Source organism: Cupriavidus sp. 05T313 (assembly GCF_056396665.1).
This window is the reverse complement of record NZ_JBFTLX010000147.1, coordinates 1-16,972: the sequence shown is the minus strand read 5'-3', so window position 1 is coordinate 16,972 and position 16,972 is coordinate 1. Positions and strand designations below refer to the sequence as shown.

General features: G+C 66.5%; 13 protein-coding genes. 6 read left to right on the top strand and 7 right to left on the bottom strand.

The annotated features are described in order from the left end of the window. On the bottom strand, positions 1-3,007 hold a 3,007-nt coding region (locus AC1DKD_RS26785), incomplete at its 3' end, for an ATP-binding protein (RefSeq protein WP_477143896.1). 203 nt (positions 3,008-3,210) lie between these two features. Between AC1DKD_RS26785 and AC1DKD_RS26780 the strand changes: the two genes are divergently transcribed. From AC1DKD_RS26780 to AC1DKD_RS26755, 6 genes are all read left to right on the top strand, one after another. Further along, positions 3,211-3,516: a hypothetical protein gene (locus AC1DKD_RS26780; protein WP_441635245.1), complete on the top strand. Its 306-nt coding sequence runs from the start codon at positions 3,211-3,213 to the stop codon at positions 3,514-3,516. 79 nt (positions 3,517-3,595) lie between these two features. Further along, the gene (locus tag AC1DKD_RS26775; RefSeq protein ID WP_441635243.1) at positions 3,596-4,651 is read left to right on the top strand and encodes a class I SAM-dependent methyltransferase; all 1,056 of its coding nucleotides are present in this window, start codon (positions 3,596-3,598) and stop codon (positions 4,649-4,651) included. Positions 4,652-4,825: 174 nt separating this feature from the next. Further along, a complete protein-coding gene (locus tag AC1DKD_RS26770) occupies positions 4,826-5,842 on the top strand; it encodes a helix-turn-helix domain-containing protein (protein ID WP_441635241.1) in 1,017 nt (338 codons plus the stop codon). 127 nt (positions 5,843-5,969) lie between these two features. Continuing rightward, positions 5,970-7,460, top strand: coding sequence for a phenylacetaldehyde dehydrogenase StyD (gene styD / locus AC1DKD_RS26765; RefSeq protein WP_441635239.1), 1,491 nt, complete (start codon positions 5,970-5,972; stop codon positions 7,458-7,460). Between the two features lie 218 nt (positions 7,461-7,678). After that, positions 7,679-9,847 carry a PQQ-dependent dehydrogenase, methanol/ethanol family gene (locus tag AC1DKD_RS26760; RefSeq protein WP_441635237.1) on the top strand — a complete coding sequence of 723 codons (2,169 nt, stop codon included), beginning with the start codon at positions 7,679-7,681 and terminating at the stop codon, positions 9,845-9,847. A gap of 146 nt (positions 9,848-9,993) precedes the next feature. Beyond that, positions 9,994-12,024 (top strand): TonB-dependent receptor family protein, encoded by a 2,031-nt coding sequence (locus tag AC1DKD_RS26755; RefSeq protein ID WP_441635235.1) that lies wholly within the window; start codon positions 9,994-9,996, stop codon positions 12,022-12,024. A 97-nt stretch (positions 12,025-12,121) separates the two neighbouring features. Here AC1DKD_RS26755 and AC1DKD_RS26750 read toward each other — a convergent pair whose 3' ends face one another. The 6 genes from AC1DKD_RS26750 to AC1DKD_RS26725 all read right to left on the bottom strand — a co-directional run bounded on the left by AC1DKD_RS26750 (position 12,122) and on the right by AC1DKD_RS26725 (position 16,743). Next, positions 12,122-12,871 carry a glycosyltransferase family 25 protein gene (locus tag AC1DKD_RS26750; protein ID WP_441635233.1) on the bottom strand — a complete coding sequence of 250 codons (750 nt, stop codon included), beginning with the start codon at positions 12,869-12,871 and terminating at the stop codon, positions 12,122-12,124. A 315-nt stretch (positions 12,872-13,186) separates the two neighbouring features. After that, entirely contained in the window at positions 13,187-13,846 is a 660-nt protein-coding gene (locus AC1DKD_RS26745) for a DUF799 domain-containing protein (RefSeq protein WP_441635231.1), read from the bottom strand. After that, the gene (locus AC1DKD_RS26740; RefSeq protein ID WP_441635229.1) at positions 13,843-14,217 is read right to left on the bottom strand and encodes a DUF4810 domain-containing protein; all 375 of its coding nucleotides are present in this window, start codon (positions 14,215-14,217) and stop codon (positions 13,843-13,845) included. Before AC1DKD_RS26740 ends, AC1DKD_RS26745 begins: the two co-directional genes overlap by 4 nt. 24 nt (positions 14,218-14,241) lie before the next feature. Beyond that, positions 14,242-14,922: a CsgG/HfaB family protein gene (locus AC1DKD_RS26735; RefSeq protein WP_441635227.1), complete on the bottom strand. Its 681-nt coding sequence runs from the start codon at positions 14,920-14,922 to the stop codon at positions 14,242-14,244. 89 nt (positions 14,923-15,011) lie between these two features. After that, entirely contained in the window at positions 15,012-16,499 is a 1,488-nt protein-coding gene (locus AC1DKD_RS26730; RefSeq protein ID WP_441635225.1) for a ShlB/FhaC/HecB family hemolysin secretion/activation protein, read from the bottom strand. 22 nt (positions 16,500-16,521) lie between these two features. Further along, on the bottom strand, positions 16,522-16,743 hold the full coding sequence (locus AC1DKD_RS26725; RefSeq protein WP_441635223.1) for a hypothetical protein: 222 nt from the start codon (positions 16,741-16,743) through the stop codon (positions 16,522-16,524). Between the last annotated feature and the right edge of the window lie 229 nt (positions 16,744-16,972).

Here is a 16,972-nt window from a genome sequence, read left to right as displayed (position 1 = left end):
GCCTGCGAACGGCGCGGGCCGCTTCCAGGGCTTCGCTCGCGCAGGTACCGGCAACATCGCATTGTCCCCGGTCCAGGGCCATCGCGGCGGCGGCGTTGAGCGCATAGGCGAGGTGCGCCTTGTCGTCCACGCTGCGCAAGGACGCCAGCGATGCCGCCAGTTCGTCCTGCGCGGCGGGCTGGCCGAGACGCAGCCTGGCAAGGGCTCCCAGCGCGCCAGCGAACGGGGCGGCGGGCTCCACGGCATCCGCGGCTTCGGTTGTCTTGCCCGCCGTGCCCGTCTCGCCCATGCGCCGCGCAGCCTGCTCGATCTCAGCGCTGTGCCCGACGACCTCGTCGAAGCGGTCAAGCTCGAACGCGATGGTGGCCTGCCAGACGAGGCACTCGTACTCCCGCCAGTGATCCTGCCGCTGCCTGGCAAGGGCCACCGCGCGCGCCACCTGCCCGTGGCCGCTCGCCAGGTCACCATCGACACGCGCCAGCAGGCCGTGGCCCCACATCAGCTCGATCGTCTGCAGGTCGAGCGACTCGGCAAGCGCGTCTGCCTCGGCGATCATGGCGCGCGCCCTGGGCAGATCCGTCTCCACTTCCAGCAGGCAGCGTGCGGTATTGGCGAGCTGCTGGCAGCGCGTGGCGGCATCGGCCTTGCGCGTCATGCGCTCGGCCTCCAGGATGGCGCGCCGCGCGCCCTCGGTGTCGTTGCCTTGCTGCCGCAACCACGACAGGATATGCAGGCCGGTGGCGGCTTCTTCGTGCAGCGAGAGCGCTTCCGCGGCGCGGATCTCGCTTTCCATCTCGCCGATGAGCGTGGGCAGGCGCCGCGCGCCGGCGCTGGTAGCGGCAACCGCGCGCAGCTTGAGCAAGCCGATCGCCAGCCGCACGCGCTCGGCGCCCTGCGGCAGCCGCTCAAGCTGGGCCAGGCCGCGCCCGGCAACCAGGGCAGCTTCGTCGTTGGCATAGACGCGCAGGCAATGCTCGCCCGCCGCCAGGCAAGCTTGCGCGGTCATCGGCGCGTCGTCGGCGAGACTCGCATGGTGCACCAGTTCGCCATATAGCCTGGGGTCTTCCGCGCATGCCACCACCAGCTGCTGTGCGATCAGGCGATGCATGATGCGGCGCCGGGGCGGCGAGATGGCGCGATAGGCCGCCTGGCGCACCACGTCGTGGCTGAAGTCGAAGTGACCCTCGCCGGTCGGCTTGAGGAGTCCGCGCCGCTCCAGTTGCTCCAGGGTCGTCAGCAATTGCGCTAGGGGAATGCCGGACACCTCGGCCAGCAGCCGGGGCTGCAGTTCGCGGCCCATCGCGGCGGCGCGCAACAGCAGTTCGCGCGATGCGGGTTCCAGCGCATCCAGGCGCTCCGCGATCAGGGCGTCAAGCGTACGGTGCGAGCCGTTGCCGCCGCGCGCCCTGTCGCTGGCGTTAGCCAGGGCAAGCACGAACAGCGGGTTGCCGCCACTATCGCGCGCTACGGCGAGCGGATCCATCGCGGCCAGCGCCGGGCCGAGCAACGCAGCGACCTCGGCCACGGCCAGCGGGGCGAGCGGCAGCCGGAGCAGGCGGCCTTCGCGCGCCAGCGAGTGGAGCAATCCCTTGGCCCATGGGTTGTCGTCGACCTCGCCCGCCCGCGCGCCGCCGGCGAAGATCATGCGCGTGCCGGTTTCCAGCGTGCGGCACAGAAAATGGAGCAGCGCGGCAGAACCTTCATCCAGCCATTGGAGGTCGTCCAGGGCCAGCGCCAGCGGTTGGCCAGCGGCGAGCCCGCGCAGCAGGCTGGCGACCGCGCCGAAGAGTTGTTCACGGCTGCCCTCGCGGTGCCCGGCAGCCAGTACGCCGCCGGCCAGCAGCGGCGCCGCCTGCTGCGCCTCGCCCGCAGGCACGGTGTCTTGCGCGATGCCGCGCAGCGTGTCGAGCCACAGGCCGTAGGGCCGCACCATCTCGGCCTCATAGCAGCGGCCGCGCAGGACCTGGAAGCCGGACGCCTCGGCACGCCCGGCGAAATGGTCGAGCAGCGTGGTCTTGCCGATACCGGGCTCGCCGAGCAGGAGCAGCAGTATGCCGCTTTCGCTGTCGCTGCCGCCGGCTACCAGCCGCTCGATGGCGTCGCGCTCGGACAGGCGTCCGATCAATGGCCGGCTCAGCAGGGCGGGCTGCTCGGCGGCGTTGGCCGTAGCGGCCGGGATGTCGTTGCCGTGCGCTTCTTGCGCGTTGCTGTTCTCCCAGGCCGCCGCGCCTGCGGCCTGCATCTCCCGGCGCGCGCGGTGGATCGCCGCGTCCAGCGGGCCATTGGGCGGCGTGGACAACTCACGCCGCAGCATGTCCCGTGCGTAGGCGTAGTGCTGCTCGGCGTCCGGATAGCGCCCGGCCGCCGCCAGTAGCGAGACCAGCGTGGCATGCGCGGATTCGGCGAGCGGATCGGCGGCCACCATGGCTCGTCCGTAAGGCAGCGCCAGTGCGGGCGTGGCGTCCAGGCGCGTCACCAGCGCGCACAGCACGGCGCGGCGCAGGCCGTCGTAACGCTCCCGCTCCGCCGTGCACCAGTGATAGAAACGGTAGCAGCGCGCAAGTTCGAGGCCCGCGAGGAACTCGCCGCGCAGCAGGCGGGCAGCTTCCTCGAGCGCCTCGAGCGAGGCAGCATCGGGCCCGGCGCCAAGCAGCGCATGGACGCGTGCGATATCCACCGAGGCGCCTTGCGCGGCAAAGGCGACCCGCTCCCTGTCCGCGACCAGCCTGATCGCCCCGGCACCAGCGTCGTCCAGCAAGGGTCGAAGCTTGGTCAGGCTCCAGCGCAACGCCGCGCGCGGGTCATCGGGCCCGTCCCAGAGCAGGTCGCAGAGCGACTGCCGGGATTGGGCCGCGCTGGCACAAACCAGGTAGCCCAGCAGGGCGCGAGTGCGCTTGGAGGCTGGCAGCGGTAGCGGCTCGCCATTGCGGGTCACGCATAAATCACCCAGCAGGCGGATTTCCAGTCGGGCAGTGGCCTGCGGTGAAGCGGCATCTCTGGCAGCCACGCTTTCTCCAACCGTGATTCCAACGGTGCCAGCCGATAGTGGAACTGGAGGGGCGGGGCTGCGGATGCACAGCGGCCTGCCGCGCCGCACCGTTGGCGACGCTGTTCAAAAAAGGTAGCACACGGGCCGGGCGGTTGCCAGCCGATGCGCGCACCCGCCCGCGGCCCATCCCATCCTCCACCAACCATTCAAGGAGAAACATCATGCTGATCGCAAGATGGCAGATCGATGCCCGCTTTGGGCACAAGCAAGAGGTCATCGACCGGCTGCAGGCATGGGCGCGCGAGATCGCCCCGCAAGCCGGCCTTGTCACCGGGCGCCTGCTGACCGGCTCGATCGGCGCGCTCGAAGCGACGGTGGTCCATGACTGGGAAGTGAACGATCTCGGCGAGCTGGACCGCGCATGGGGCCGGCTCGCATCGATACCGGCCCACGCGCAATGGGGCAAGGACCTGGAGCCGTTCGTGGTTTCCGGCACCGCGCGCTGGGAGATCTATCGTGTATTGTGAGGCGTCTTGTGAGGCGTGTTGCGAGGTGTGCTGTGAGGCCGCGCAGCGCACGGCAACTTATCCATCCAGGGAGCCCGTCATGCCAATCGATGACACCAGGCTGAATGCGTTCATGGACAACTTCGTTCGCGATCTCGGCGCGGTGATGCATGCCGCGACGATCGTGGTCGGCGACAAGCTGGGACTCTACAAGGCGCTTGCCGGCAAATCGCTGTCGGCGCAGGAACTCGCAAGCGACACCGGCACCGACGCGCGCTACGTGCGCGAGTGGCTGTCGGCCCAGGCGGCCAGCGGCTACGTGGAGTACGACGCGGCCACCGACCGGTTCAGCCTCGGCGAGGAGCAGGCTTTCGCGCTCACCGTGGAAGGCGGCCCGGCATTTATTCCCGGCGCGTTCGAGATCGCCGTGGCGCAATTCAAGGCGATCCCGAAAATGATCGACGCATTCCGCACCGGACAGGGCCTGGGATGGCACGAGCACGACGCGGCGCTGTTCCACGGCACCGAGCGCTTTTTCCGTCCCGGCTACGCGGCGCATCTGGTGAGCGACTGGATCCCGGCGCTGGACGGCGTACAGGCGCGGCTGGAAGCTGGCGCTCGCGTGGCCGACATCGGCTGCGGACACGGCGCGTGCACCATCATCATGGCGCAGGCCTACCCGAACTCCACGTTCCACGGCTTCGACTATCACGAGCCGTCCATTCGTTATGCGTCCGAGGCGGCGCAACGCGCGGGGGTTGCCAGCCGGGTGCGCTTCGAGGTCGCCAGTGCAAAGAGCTTTCCGGGCAGCGACTACGATCTCGCCGCCATGTTCGATTACCTGCACGACATGGGCGACCCGGCCGGCGCATCGCATCACGTGTGGAACAGCCTCAAGCCCGACGGCACATGGATGATCGTGGAGCCGTTCGCGCAGGACCGGCTGGAGCAGAACCTCAACCCGGTGGGGCGGATCTTTTATTCGGCGTCGACCTTCATCTGCACGCCGGCGTCGCGCGCGCAGGAAGGCGCCATGTGCCTGGGCGCGCAGGCTGGCGAGAAGCGTATCCGGGAGGTGGTTACGCGGGGCGGCTTCCGCCGCTTCCGCCGCGCCACGGAAACGCCGTTCAACCTGGTCTACGAAGCGCGCCCTTAGCGTGGGCCGGCGGGTGGGCGGCAAGCAATGCGGCGTTTTCGCCCTTCCTGCCGTCGCCGCGCCTGCGTAGTTGTTCCCATTGTCTGCCCGTGGGCTTTCCATTAGGCTTGGCCTCCACCTTCGAGGACTTCCGGCGCGTTCCCCAGCATACCGCCGGTTACTGGAGATGCCCTGATGCCCGCTGTGCAGAATCTGCAGCAGAAACCGGCACGGATGTCCATCGTGACGTTCGACCAATGGTGCGAAGCCATCGATACCAGCTTCCTGCCGCTAGCCTATACGCGCCAGACGCGCGGGTGCTTCCATAGCAACGTCAGCTATGCCCGCTTCGGCGCCTGCGCGGTGGCGGACATGGATGTCGATGCGCACAGGGTGGCGCGCGAGCCCCGGCACGTGGCGGCGTCCGATGCGGGTTTCTTCAAGATCTTCTGGCAAATCAGCGGACAGAGCCGGGTTGCGCAACGGGGTAACGAGGCTTCGCTCGAACCCGGGATGTGGTCGATTTACGATACCGCGCAACCCTATAGCATCGAGATGCCGGACCGCTGCCGGGTGCTGGTGCTGCTGGTGCCGCAGGAGCGCGCCTTCGGCTGGCGGCAGGCGGCGGCCAGCCTGGGCGGCCGGGCGTTGCGGGGCGAGGGCGCGGCGCGCATCGCGTTGTCGGCGCTGGGTGCCATGCTGCACGATACCTGCTCGGGCCACTTGCTGGATTACCAGGGACAGATGGTGCTGCAGGATTCCGTCGTTTCGCTGGTGGAGACCGCGCTGCAAGGTGCGGATACGCGGCCGCCGGCGCTTGGCGATGGCGCGGACGCAGCCATGGCGCGGCATCTCGGCGAAGCGCGGATGCATCGCCTCGCTGAATTCATCGACGCCCAGTTGCATGATCCGGAACTCTCCGCGCAGCGGCTGGCCGCGGTTCTGAACGTCTCGCGGCGCACCTTGTATAACCTGTTCCGCGAGTCTGGCCAGACCCCGCATGCCTATATCCTGTCGCGCCGGTTGCGGCAGGCGGCTGTGCGGCTGTCCGGCAGCGCGGACGCCGGGCGCAGCATTACCGAGATCGCCTTTGCCCTGGGGTTTGCCGACGCGGCGCACTTCAGCCGTGTCTTCCATGAGCGCTTTGGCATGAGTCCTTCGCAATGGCGCCAGCAGAATGCGGGCGGGACGCGTATTGCGCTGCGTCATTAACCGCGCCAGCGTGCGCTTTGCACGCATCGACAAGCTTTCTGCACGGCCAGACAAGCCGTGACAAGGACGCGGTGCTAACTTCGGTCTCCACAACGAGGCATCAAGCCAAGACCAACCGGAGACGAAGATGAATGCACCCGTGGAAGCCCGCAGCGGCCTGAACCAGGCCATCCGCAATGCCATGCTGATCGACGGCGAGTGGCGCCAGGCCGAGTCTGGCGAGACCTTTGCCGTGTTCGATCCCGCCACCGGCGAGGAGATCGCGCGCGTGCCCGCCGGCGGGGCGGCAGATATCGATGCCGCCGTGGCGGCCGCCGGGCGCGCCTTTGCCGGCGGCACATGGCGCGCCATGATGCCGGCCCAGCGCGAGCGCCTGCTGCTCAAGCTGGCCGACCTGGTCGAGCAGCACGGCGACGAACTGGCCCGGCTGGAGACGCTCAACAACGGCAAGCTGCTGGCCTTCTCGCAAGGCCTGGAGGTGGGCGGCAGCGCGCAATGGCTGCGCTATATGGCCGGCTGGGCCACCAAGATCGAAGGCAGCACGTTGGATGTGTCGGTGCCGTTTCCGCCGGGAACGCGCTACAGCGCCATGACGCGGCGCTCGCCGGTGGGCGTGGTGGGCGCCATCGTGCCGTGGAATTTCCCCTTGCTGATGGCCGTCTGGAAGATCGCGCCGGCGCTGGCCTGCGGTTGCACTGTGGTGCTAAAGCCGGCGGAGGAAACCCCGCTGACCGCGCTGCGGCTGGCCGAGCTGGCGCTCGAAGCGGGCTTCCCGCCGGGCGTGCTGAATGTGGTGACTGGCGACGGCGTGCCCGGCGCGGCGCTGGTGGCGCATCCCGGCGTCAACAAGATTACTTTCACGGGCTCCACGGAAGTCGGGCGCCTGATCGGCGCGCGCTGCGGCCAGGATATCCGCCGCGTGTCGCTGGAGCTGGGCGGCAAGAGCCCGGTGATCGTGCTGGACGATTGCGATCCCGCGCACGCCATCCAGGGCGCGGCCGGCGCCATCTTCCTCAACCAGGGCCAGGTCTGCACGGCCGGCTCGCGGCTGTACGTGGCGCGCCGGCACTATGACCGGGTGGTCGAGGGGCTGGGCAAGGTGGCCAATGCCACGGTGCTGGGTTCCGGGCTCGATCCCGCCAGCCAGATGGGGCCGCTGGTCTCGGCACGCCATCGCGACAAGGTGATGGGCCTGATCGGCACCGGGCGCAGCGAAGGCGCGGAGATCGTCGCGGGCGGCGATGCGCTGGACCGTCCCGGCTATTTCGTGCGGCCCACGGTGGTGGCCAACGCCGCGTGCAAGGACCTGACCCTGGTGCGCGAGGAAGTCTTCGGGCCGGTGGTGGTGGCCATGCCGTTCGACGATCCCGAGGCCGTGCTGGCCGAGGCCAACCGCTCGGAGTACGGCCTGGGCGCCAGCATCTGGAGCAACGACCTGCGCGCGGTGCAGCGCCTGGTCGATGGCCTGGATGCCGGCACGGTCTGGGTCAATACGCACAATATCGTCGATCCCAACATGCCTTTCGGCGGCTACAAGGCGTCCGGCGTCGGGCGCGAACATGGCCGCTCGGCGATCGAGGCCTACACCGAGATCAAGTCGGTCTGCATGGCTTACTGAGCAGAGCGGCACTGCCGCAAAAGGCAGGGGCGTGCCTGGCGTCATCCTCGGGGTAATCCCGAGTGTGTATAACGCGCCTCTGCCGCCATCCTTAGGATCGCTGCAATCCGGTGGTGCGGCGGGCAATGTCCGCCGCACCATTGGCCAGCCGCTGGCACAGAACCAGCCTGGCTTCCCCCCCAGAAGAAGCAAGAATAAATAAAAGAAGAGGAGACACAATGAGCCAAGAATCCAAGCGGGCTTTCTCCTGCTGGCCGGGCGCCGCGCGGCGCACCGGCAAGCTGGCCATGCTGGCGGCAGGACTGGCCGCGGCCTCGCTCGCGGCCGCGCAAACCAAGCCGCCTGCCAGGGTTGCCAGCGCCGACCACATCCGTGCCGTGACCCGCGGCGTGGATGGCGCCTTTATCGAGACCAACGCCGCCAAGACCCCCGACTGGCCCAGCTACGGCCTGGACTACGCGGAAACCCGCTTCAGCCGGCTCTCGCAGATCAATGCCGACAACGTGAAGGACCTGGGGCTGGCGTGGTCCTATGACCTGGAATCCACGCGCGGGGTGGAAGCCACGCCGCTGGTGGTGAACGGCATCATGTATGTCAGCGCCTCGTGGAGCGTGGTACACGCCATCGACACCCGCAGCGGCAAGCGCATCTGGACCTTCGACCCGAAGGTCGACAGGTCGATCGGCTATAAGGGCTGCTGCGATGTCGTCAATCGCGGCGTGGCGCTTTACCAGGGCAAGGTGTTCGTCGCTGCCTACGATGGCCGGCTGATTGCGCTCGATGCGGGCACCGGCCGCAAGGTCTGGGAAAAAGACACCATCATCGACCGCAGCCACTCCTACACCATCACCGGCGCGCCGCGCGTGTTCAAGGGCAAAGTCATCATCGGCAACGGCGGCGCGGAATACGGCGTGCGCGGCTATATCACCGCCTACGACGCGGGCACGGGCGAGCAGAAATGGCGCTGGTTCACGGTGCCGGGCGACCCAGGCAAACCGTTCGAGGACGAGTCGATGGCCAGGGCAGCCAAGACCTGGGACCCGGCCGGCAAATGGTGGGAAGCCGGCGGCGGCGGCACGGCATGGGACACGCTGGCCTTCGACCCCGAGCTCAACCTGATGTACGTGGGCACCGGCAACGGCTCGCCCTGGTCGCGCAGCAAGCGCAGCCCGGCCGGCGGCGACAACCTCTACCTGGCCTCCATCGTCGCGCTCGATCCCGATACCGGCAAATATGTCTGGCACTACCAGGAAACGCCTGGCGACAACTGGGACTACACCTCCGCCCAGCCCATGATACTGGCCGACCTCAACATTGGCGGCAAGGCACGCAAGGTCATCCTGCACGCGCCCAAGAACGGCTTCTTCTTCGTCATCGACCGCACCAACGGCCAGTTCATCTCGGCCAGGAACTTCGTCGATGTGAACTGGGCCAGCGGCTACGACCAGAACGGACGCCCGATCGAGCTGCCCGAGGCGCGTGCCACGGACAAGCCTTATGACGCCATCCCCGGTCCCTATGGCGCGCACAACTGGCATTCGATGTCGTTCAACCCGCAGACCGGACTGGTCTACCTGCCGGCGCAGCATGTGCCGCTGAACCTGATGGACGACAAGAACTGGACGTTCAACGGCAAGCAGCCTGGCCAGCCGCATGGCAACGTGGGCTGGAACACGGCGAAGTTCCTCAACGCCGAGCCGCCCGCGAGCAAGCCCTTCGGCCGCCTGATTGCCTGGGATCCGGTACAGCAGAAAGCCGCGTGGACCCAGGAATACGTCTCGCCGTGGAACGGCGGCACGCTGACCACCGCCGGCAACCTGGTGTTCCAGGGCACGGCCGACGGCCGCTTCATCGCCTACAACGCCGCCACCGGCGCCAAGCTGTGGGAATCCCCCACGGGCACCGGCGTGATCGCGGCACCCGTGAGCTACATGGTCGACGGCAAGCAGTACGTGTCCGTCGCCGTCGGCTGGGGCGGCGTCTACGGGCAGGCCCAGCGCGCCACCGAGCGGCAGGGGCCCGGCACGGTCTACACCTTCGCCGTGGGTGGCAAGGCGCCGATGCCCGCCTTCGTGCAGTACCGCGCGGAAGGATTGCTGGCGGGCGTGAAATATGACCCCGCCCATGTCGCGGCAGGCACCGCGCTCTATGTCAGCAATTGCGTGCTGTGCCATGGCGTGCCTGGCGTGGATCGCGGCGGCAATATTCCCAACCTTGGCTATCTGAACGCCGCCTATATCCAGAACCTCGACAAGTTCATCTTCAAAGGCCCCGCCCTGGCGCGCGGCATGCCGGACTTCACGGGCAAGCTGAGCATGGAGGATGTCGAGAAGATCAAGGCTTTCATCCAGGGCACCGCCGACGCGATCCGGCCCAAGGCCAATTGATCGCCGCGCAGGGCCGCCCGCGCGGCAGGAAGGGGAGCGATCAACGGACCCAGGGCAGGAAGATGGCAGGCAGCAAGGGCGGTGCGCGAAGCCGGAAACCAGTTTCCGGGCTGGCTTCTTACCGTCTGTGGTGCCTGGCAGCCGCCATGCTCGCGGCCGCGCCGGGCGTGGCTTGTGCCGAGGAAACGCTCCCCGACGTGGTGGTGAGCGTCAGCCGCGCCGAGCAGAAGCGCTTTGACGCGCCGGCCGCGATCGACAATGTCCCGGTCGATTCGCTGGCGACCCCGAGCCCCTTGATCAACCTCTCGGAGCTGCTGACACTCGTGCCTGGCGTGGCCGCGCGCGAGCGCCAGAACTACTCGCAAGACCTGCAGCTTGCGGTGCGCGGCTTTGGCAGCCGCTCCACGTTCGGCGTGCGCGGGGTGCGGCTGTATGTCGACGGCATTCCCGCCACCATGCCGGACGGGCAGGGGCAAGCATCCACTGCCGATCTCACCAACGCCAGCCGCATCGAGGTGCTGCGCGGCCCCTTCGCCCAGCTCTACGGCAACGCCTCGGGGGGCGTCGTGCAGATCTTTACGCCCGATCCGCCCAAGGCGCCGATGGCACGGGTGGGGAGCGGCTTCGGCTCCGACGGGCAATGGATGACCAGCGTGGCCGTCGGTGGCGGTAACGACAAGATCGGCGGCGTGCTGGACGCATGGACCTTTGAAACCGACGGCTACCGCGACCACAGCGCGGCCCGGCGCCGCCAGCTCAACGCCAAGGTGGTGGCGGAACCTGTCACCGGCACCCGCGTCACCCTGTTGTTCAACGCCTTCGACCAGCCGCAGGCGCAGGACGCGCTCGGCCTTACCCGCGCCCAGGCCGATGCCAACCCGCGCCAGGCGGTGCCGCTGGCCACGCAGTTCAATACCGGCAAGACTGTCCGGCAGAACCAGGGCGGCGTGCAGGTGGAGCAGCGCCTGAGCGAGCGCGACAATCTTGAGTTCCGCCTCTACGGCGGCACGCGCCAGCTAACCCAGTACCTGGGCTTCAGCGGCATCGCGCCCTCGTCGGCGGGCGGCATCGTGGATATCGACCGCAGCTATGGCGGCGGCGCGCTCTCGTGGCACCACAACACCACGTTGAACGGCCTGCCGCTGCTGTGGAGCGCCGGCGTCGACGCCGATGGCATGCGCGACGCGCGCACCGGCTTCGTGAACCAGAACGGCACGCAGGGCGCGCTGCGCCGCGACGAGACCGACAAGGCGGGCAGCCTCGGCGCCTTTGCCCAGTTCGACTGGACCTGGAACCCCGCCTGGCGGCTCGTGGGCGGCGTGCGTGCCAGCAAGGTCAGGCTGCGCATCGACGATCACTACATCACGGCGGCCAGCCCCGATGACAGCGGCACCGCCACGTATAACAACGTGAGCCCGGTGCTCGGCGTGGTCTGGCAAGCGCTCGACTCGCTCAACGTCTATGCCAACCTGGGCCGCGGCTTTGAGACGCCGACGCTGACCGAGGTGGCCTACGGCCCAGGCGGCACCGGCACCAACCTTGGCCTGCAGCCATCCACCAGCCGCCAGGGCGAGATCGGCGTCAAATGGCAAGGCCAGGGACACCGGCTGGAGGCCGCGCTGTTCGATGCCGACAGCCACGACGAAATCGTGCCGCTGGCCAACGACAACGGCCGCTCCGTCTACCAGAACGTCAATGGTGTGCGCCGGCGCGGGCTGGAACTGGGATGGCGCGGCGTCTACGGCCCCGGAGAACGCTACGGCACCGGGCTGGCCTACACCTGGCTCGACGCCTTCTTTGGCGACGCTTTCCGCAATGCGCAGGGCGCAACGGTTGCCTCCGGCAATCGCCTGCCCGGCACCGCACGCCACAGCTTGTTCGCCGAGGCAACGTACAAGCCGGTGGCCGACCTCACGCTGGGCGTGGAGATGCGCGTGGAAGGGCGCGTCTTTGCCGACGACCTCAACACGCAATACGCGCCGGGCTACGCCATCTTCAACCTGCGTGCCGGCTACAACTTCCGCGTGGGGCGCATGCGCTGGTACGCGTATGGGCGCATCGACAATGTCACCGACCGGCGCTACATCGGCTCGGTGATCGTGAACGAGAGCAACGGGCGGTATTTCGAGCCGGCGCCGGGGCGGCGGTTTTTTGTGGGGTTGCGGGCGGAGATTTGAGCGGTGGATGGGGGGCGCACAGCAAGCATTGGCGGGCGATGCGTCAGCGCGTGCTTCTTCGTGCCGCAAGTTTGCGGCCGATACTGGTGACCTCGATCTATCGCCAGATCTGACGCACATGCTTTTGCCAAAGCCGCTTCCAGGCGAAGTGCAATCTTTGCGCCTTCGCAGTACGACCGGGTTGCAGTGTTGTTTCAAAGGCGCCATTCTTGCTACCCTGTTCAACCACCGGATCCTCGAACCAGAGAATCTCATTGCCGACCAGCCTGTCCATCGCATCGAAGGCGAGGTCGATCGGCAAATCCATCTTGTTCGCAGACATCCATTCCAGCCTCGCGGATGCCTCGGTAATGCCAATGACATAGGAATCGGTAAAGCGTCCGCGGTTGTTCTTGTACAAGTGCTGACCAGCAATCCGTTGACTGCGAGGGGTGTACTGGTTTCCACCACAACCAAGATAAATGACGTGCGGGCACCGATGTCTCGACGACTCGATCAACGCTTGCTTCAGGCCGGCTGGAAAAGTCTCCGCCAACACTGCGTCATCCTCCAAAATCAGCGCACGTCGCCAGCCTCGAGAGCAAATACGCTCAAGTGCGACGATATGCTTCAGCGAGCAGGATTTCTGCGCTGGCCGAAGCCCCGTGCCCTTGAAGTATTTGTCATTGATTTGCTTGTCGATGTCGACGGCGTCAAAYGCATGGACAAATTCGCCTTCTAGTCCGAATCTGAAAAGCTGCGCTTGAATATGCTTGCGGCGCTCGACAAACGAGCGAACGTTAATGATCAGGATGCCATCAAGTCCCAAGCGGCGAAGATCACTTGGAATAGTGCATGCGCTTTGCATCGGAAATACCCGCTAACGTTGTTGATTGAACCCGGATGGCAAGCACTATCCGTTGCGTCCCAGCTTCGAATCATGCTGGGACGCCCCCAATTAGTAACTCGCTCGGAGTGGCCGCCAGGCTTCAGGGATGGTCCGGGCTAGAACGCAATGCCGATTTGCGCCGCGATGCAGGGCTGCCGCGTGCGGAAGAATTCGGGCTTCCTGACGGCCAGCCAGGCGTCACCTTGCAGGCCAACGCGGTGTAGCCGCCCATGGAGCACTTGCGGGTGAACACTACCGGCGGGCGGCAGCACTGCGGCAGCAGGCGCTGCACCATCAATCCGAGCCGTACCTGGCGGAGCGCGGACCGTACAGGATGCTGCCCGGGCTGCCGGCCGACAGCAGCTGCAGGCTCGCTGTTCCCGCGACCGAATAGCTTGCATCCGACACGCTGTTGATCACCTGCGCGATCGCCGCAGCCACGAGCATCCCGACCAGGCCTCCGCCGGCGTTGCCAGATTGGCTGTTGGATGCCGAAGCGGCGCCAGTCCAGAGCGTGCCCCCTGTCCGCAAATCCACGAGCGTCGCCTTCGCGCTTACGACCGTGGCGCTGTTAACCACCTGGAACTTGGTCCCGTAGTCCGTTACCGTGATGTAGAGGGCGGCATCCGCGCCGAAGATGTCTCTGAGCTTCGCTGGCGGGACGGCATGGATATCACCCGGCGTCGTCAGGCCATTCTGGCGGAAGGTCTCGTCCACCAGGGCCACCGGCAGCACGTAGTACCCGGCCTCGGCAAGCGGATAGCTGACCTGCGACAGCATGCTGTAGGTCGCCGCGACGTCAGGCGACTCGTTCAGCGGTGGCAGGACCACGATCGAGCGCGGCTTGCTCTCCTTGTAGGCGGCGTAATCGACATTCCTGGATGGCGCCGCGCACCCGGCGGTCAGCGCTGCGACGGCCAGGAACGCGAGCGCGCGCTTGAACATATCCCTCATTTCTTGCTCCCCCCTTGCTTGATGTTCTTCATCAGGAAATCCACATAGGCGGACGACTCCGGAAACAGGGTCTTTTCCGTCTGGAACTCGCGGACCATCTGGTCATCCTTGCCAACATCGGCGTACAGCATGCCAAGATGCGCGTGGTAGCCCGGCGGCGGCGTATTGCCCGCTGCCATGATCTTCTGCAGATCGCGTTCAAGCGCTTCAATCTGGGCTTGCTTCGATTCGCCCTTGAAGTACTGATAAACCTGCGGCTGGTAGCTCTCCCACTGATACAGGGGCTTGGCTGGCGCGGCGCAACCCGCCAGCAATGCGCTTGCCGTGAGCGCGAGTGTCGCCAGGCGGCACGGCTGGAATAATGTCTTCACAGTTTTTCCTCTGGATATTGGCATTCAGGGATTGCGCGGCGTCAAGGCGCCGGCCTCGACCCCGTTGACCAGATTCGTCACGGCCTCGCGCATGGCGAGATCCAGCACCTTGCCGTTGAGTGTCGAGTCATAGCTGGAGCTGCCGCCAAAACCGATGACCTCGCGGCTAGACAACGCGTACTCGCCCGCGCCCTGGCTGCTGAACACCACTTCCGATGTCGCGATATTGACCACGTTCAGGGCCACCTTCGCATAGGCCACCTGCGACTTGCCGCGGCCGAGAATGCCGAAGAGTTGCTGGTCGCCCACTTCCTTGCGCCCGAACTCGGTCACGTCGCCGGTGATCACGTAGTCGGCACCCTTGAGACGCTGCGCCTGGCTCTTGATGCCCGCCTCGCGCTTGATCTCGTCCAGGTTGTCGCGGTCGAGAACATGGAAGCGGTTGGTCTGTTGCAGGTGCGTGATCAGGACAGTCTTGGCCTGGCCGCCCAGCCGGTCGATGCCATCGGAAAACACGCCGCGCATATAGCTCGAACGGTTATCGAACTTCCCGACTGCGATCGGCGTGCGCACGCCCACGTAGGGGCGGCTGGCACTCTCGACCTTCTGCACGGGCAAGGCAGTCGATGATTCGGTCGCGCAGCCGCCAAGCAGGGCGAGCAGCCCAGCCGCGGCAAACAGCGATCCTGCTGTCAGTCTGTTCATTCGGTCTTCTCCTCTTGGTTAATCAAACATGCAAACGATTCACGTTCTTGGGCGCGCATCGATTGCGCGATACCCCCGGGCTGCGGGGCCTAAAATTCCACACCGATCTGCGCCGCGATATTGGGCGTGTGCGTGCGGAAGAACTCTGGCTTCCTGACCGGCCTGCCGAGCGTGACCTCGTAGGTCAGGGCGGCGTAGCCACCCATGGCCCAGCGCCCGCGCGCTCCTATCACGGCACCCATCAGCGACTGGCCCGCCAGGAACCCGGCGGATGGGCCGCTGACATGTCCCATGTCGAAACCCAGGAAGGCTTCCTGGCCCGTATTCGCGAGTTGCCAGGCCAGTTCGTTGCGCCAGGTGATGCCGTTCTCGGCGGCAAGGGTCAGCTGTTCATCGAAACCGCGCACCGAATAGCGGTTGCCGATGACGAAGTAGTCGGACGGCAGGATGCGGGTGCGGGCGTACTGCATGCGCACGTTGCCCTGGTAGCGCAAGCGCTCCCCGGCGGCCTGGAATGGCACCATCAGTCCGGCGTTCGCCAGCACGATCTCCGACTTGCCATCCCAGCCGGGCTCGCCCAGCACAAAGCCGGGCGACCTGGAGTGCGCGGGCAGTGACGCGCGCCATGCCGCGCCGACATCCAGCACCGTATTGCCGAGGTACTGGCGGTGCGCGGCGCCGGCCTCGAAGCCGACGAAATCGCGGTGCTGCACTTCGATATCGATGCCATCCAGGGTGGAACGGGCGGTCTTGCGGAACACCTTGCCGTACAGGCTTGTCTTGCCCGAGGCATTGCGGAACGGCACGTAGCCAAGTCCTGCCTCGATCTGCGTGCTGCGCCCGCCATAGACGATGTCGCTGTCGAAACCCGCCACCGTCTGGTGGTATCGCGACTGGTTGGCATTGAAGAAGGCGTTCCAGTAGCCGAAGGGAATGCTGTAGCTGATCGCCGAAGAGCGCGTCCCCGCCGCGCCGTTGCCGGCATTGGCATTGGTGCTGCCGGAGACGGTCAGGCTGTCGTACAGGAACAGTGGCGAGTCCACCGTCAGCGTGCCACCCATCTGGTAGCGTCCGGTGCTATCCAGCCCGGCGTTGTCGCCTGTCACGAGGGCATGCCAGCGTTTGCCGGTGCCGGCCTTGATGATCAGCTCGGTGTCGCCGGGGTTCTCGCCGGGAACGAGATCGATGCTGGCATCGGCCTGTCCCTGCAGGCGGCGCACGTTCTCCGTGCCCTGGTCCAGGTCGCGCTGATTCACCAGGCCGCCGGGGCCGGTGGGCAAGGCCACGCGCCACCAGCCGGGCGCGCCCTCGGCCTTGACACCAGAAATGCGTCCGGCCACCACGCGCAGGCGCAATTCGCCGCCGGCGAGATTCTGGTCCGGGATCACCACGCGCGTGGTCATGTAGCCTCGGGCGAGCAGCCGCGCGGAAAAATACTCCTGGATGGTCGCCAGCCCCTTGCCACCGACGCACTGGGTGGGCAGGATGCCGGCCTCGGCCTGGAGCCATGCAAAGTCCTCCGCACCTTCCCAACGCACCATCTTGATGAGAAAGCAGGGCGACTCCGCGGGCAGCATCAGCGGTCCCGCGATGCCGTTTTTAATTGGGGGAAGCCGTGAGTACGTCAGGGCGGGCCATGGCGCGCTCACGCGCGGCTTCCTGCTGTTGTTCCTGACGGCGCTCGATGGCGGCGTGCGGGGTGGCCGGCGGGAAGAAGGGCAGGGCCTGGGCAACCGCGAGCGAAGGCAGCGTCAGGATGAACGGGACAAACGGGGCGACACCGCGCGTCATGCGGCGCGCGTTGCGGAAGTGCATTGACATAGATTGACGCGGTTTGCATGTCAGTCAATTCGACTCGGAGGTTAGTGATTTGGTCGGGTTGAATCTCTGTATTCTTTTGTGCGACTACCGCTTCGCTTTTATATGCGGAGTGCAACAGATGGCGCGGAAAACAGCGCTCATTGATAATCCGCGAGCGAGAATAAATGATCGAAATTTTCGCAACATCGAGAAGTGGTGTTGCTGTGGCAAAAGAAATCCGATCATCTTC

What these genes read in the sequence shown, in the direction of transcription:
- AC1DKD_RS26780 (WP_441635245.1), top strand. Translation starts at nt 3,211, where the DNA reads ATGCTGATCGCAAGATGGCAGATCGATGCCCGCTTTGGGCACAAGCAA.
- AC1DKD_RS26775 (WP_441635243.1), top strand. Translation starts at nt 3,596, where the DNA reads ATGCCAATCGATGACACCAGGCTGAATGCGTTCATGGACAACTTCGTT.
- AC1DKD_RS26770 (WP_441635241.1), top strand. Translation starts at nt 4,826, where the DNA reads ATGCCCGCTGTGCAGAATCTGCAGCAGAAACCGGCACGGATGTCCATC.
- styD (WP_441635239.1), top strand. Translation starts at nt 5,970, where the DNA reads ATGAATGCACCCGTGGAAGCCCGCAGCGGCCTGAACCAGGCCATCCGC.
- AC1DKD_RS26760 (WP_441635237.1), top strand. Translation starts at nt 7,679, where the DNA reads ATGAGCCAAGAATCCAAGCGGGCTTTCTCCTGCTGGCCGGGCGCCGCG.
- AC1DKD_RS26755 (WP_441635235.1), top strand. Translation starts at nt 9,994, where the DNA reads ATGCTCGCGGCCGCGCCGGGCGTGGCTTGTGCCGAGGAAACGCTCCCC.
- AC1DKD_RS26745 (WP_441635231.1), bottom strand. Translation starts at nt 13,846, where the DNA reads ATGAGGGATATGTTCAAGCGCGCGCTCGCGTTCCTGGCCGTCGCAGCG.
- AC1DKD_RS26735 (WP_441635227.1), bottom strand. Translation starts at nt 14,922, where the DNA reads ATGAACAGACTGACAGCAGGATCGCTGTTTGCCGCGGCTGGGCTGCTC.
- AC1DKD_RS26730 (WP_441635225.1), bottom strand. Translation starts at nt 16,499, where the DNA reads ATGCTGCCCGCGGAGTCGCCCTGCTTTCTCATCAAGATGGTGCGTTGG.
- AC1DKD_RS26725 (WP_441635223.1), bottom strand. Translation starts at nt 16,743, where the DNA reads ATGTCAATGCACTTCCGCAACGCGCGCCGCATGACGCGCGGTGTCGCC.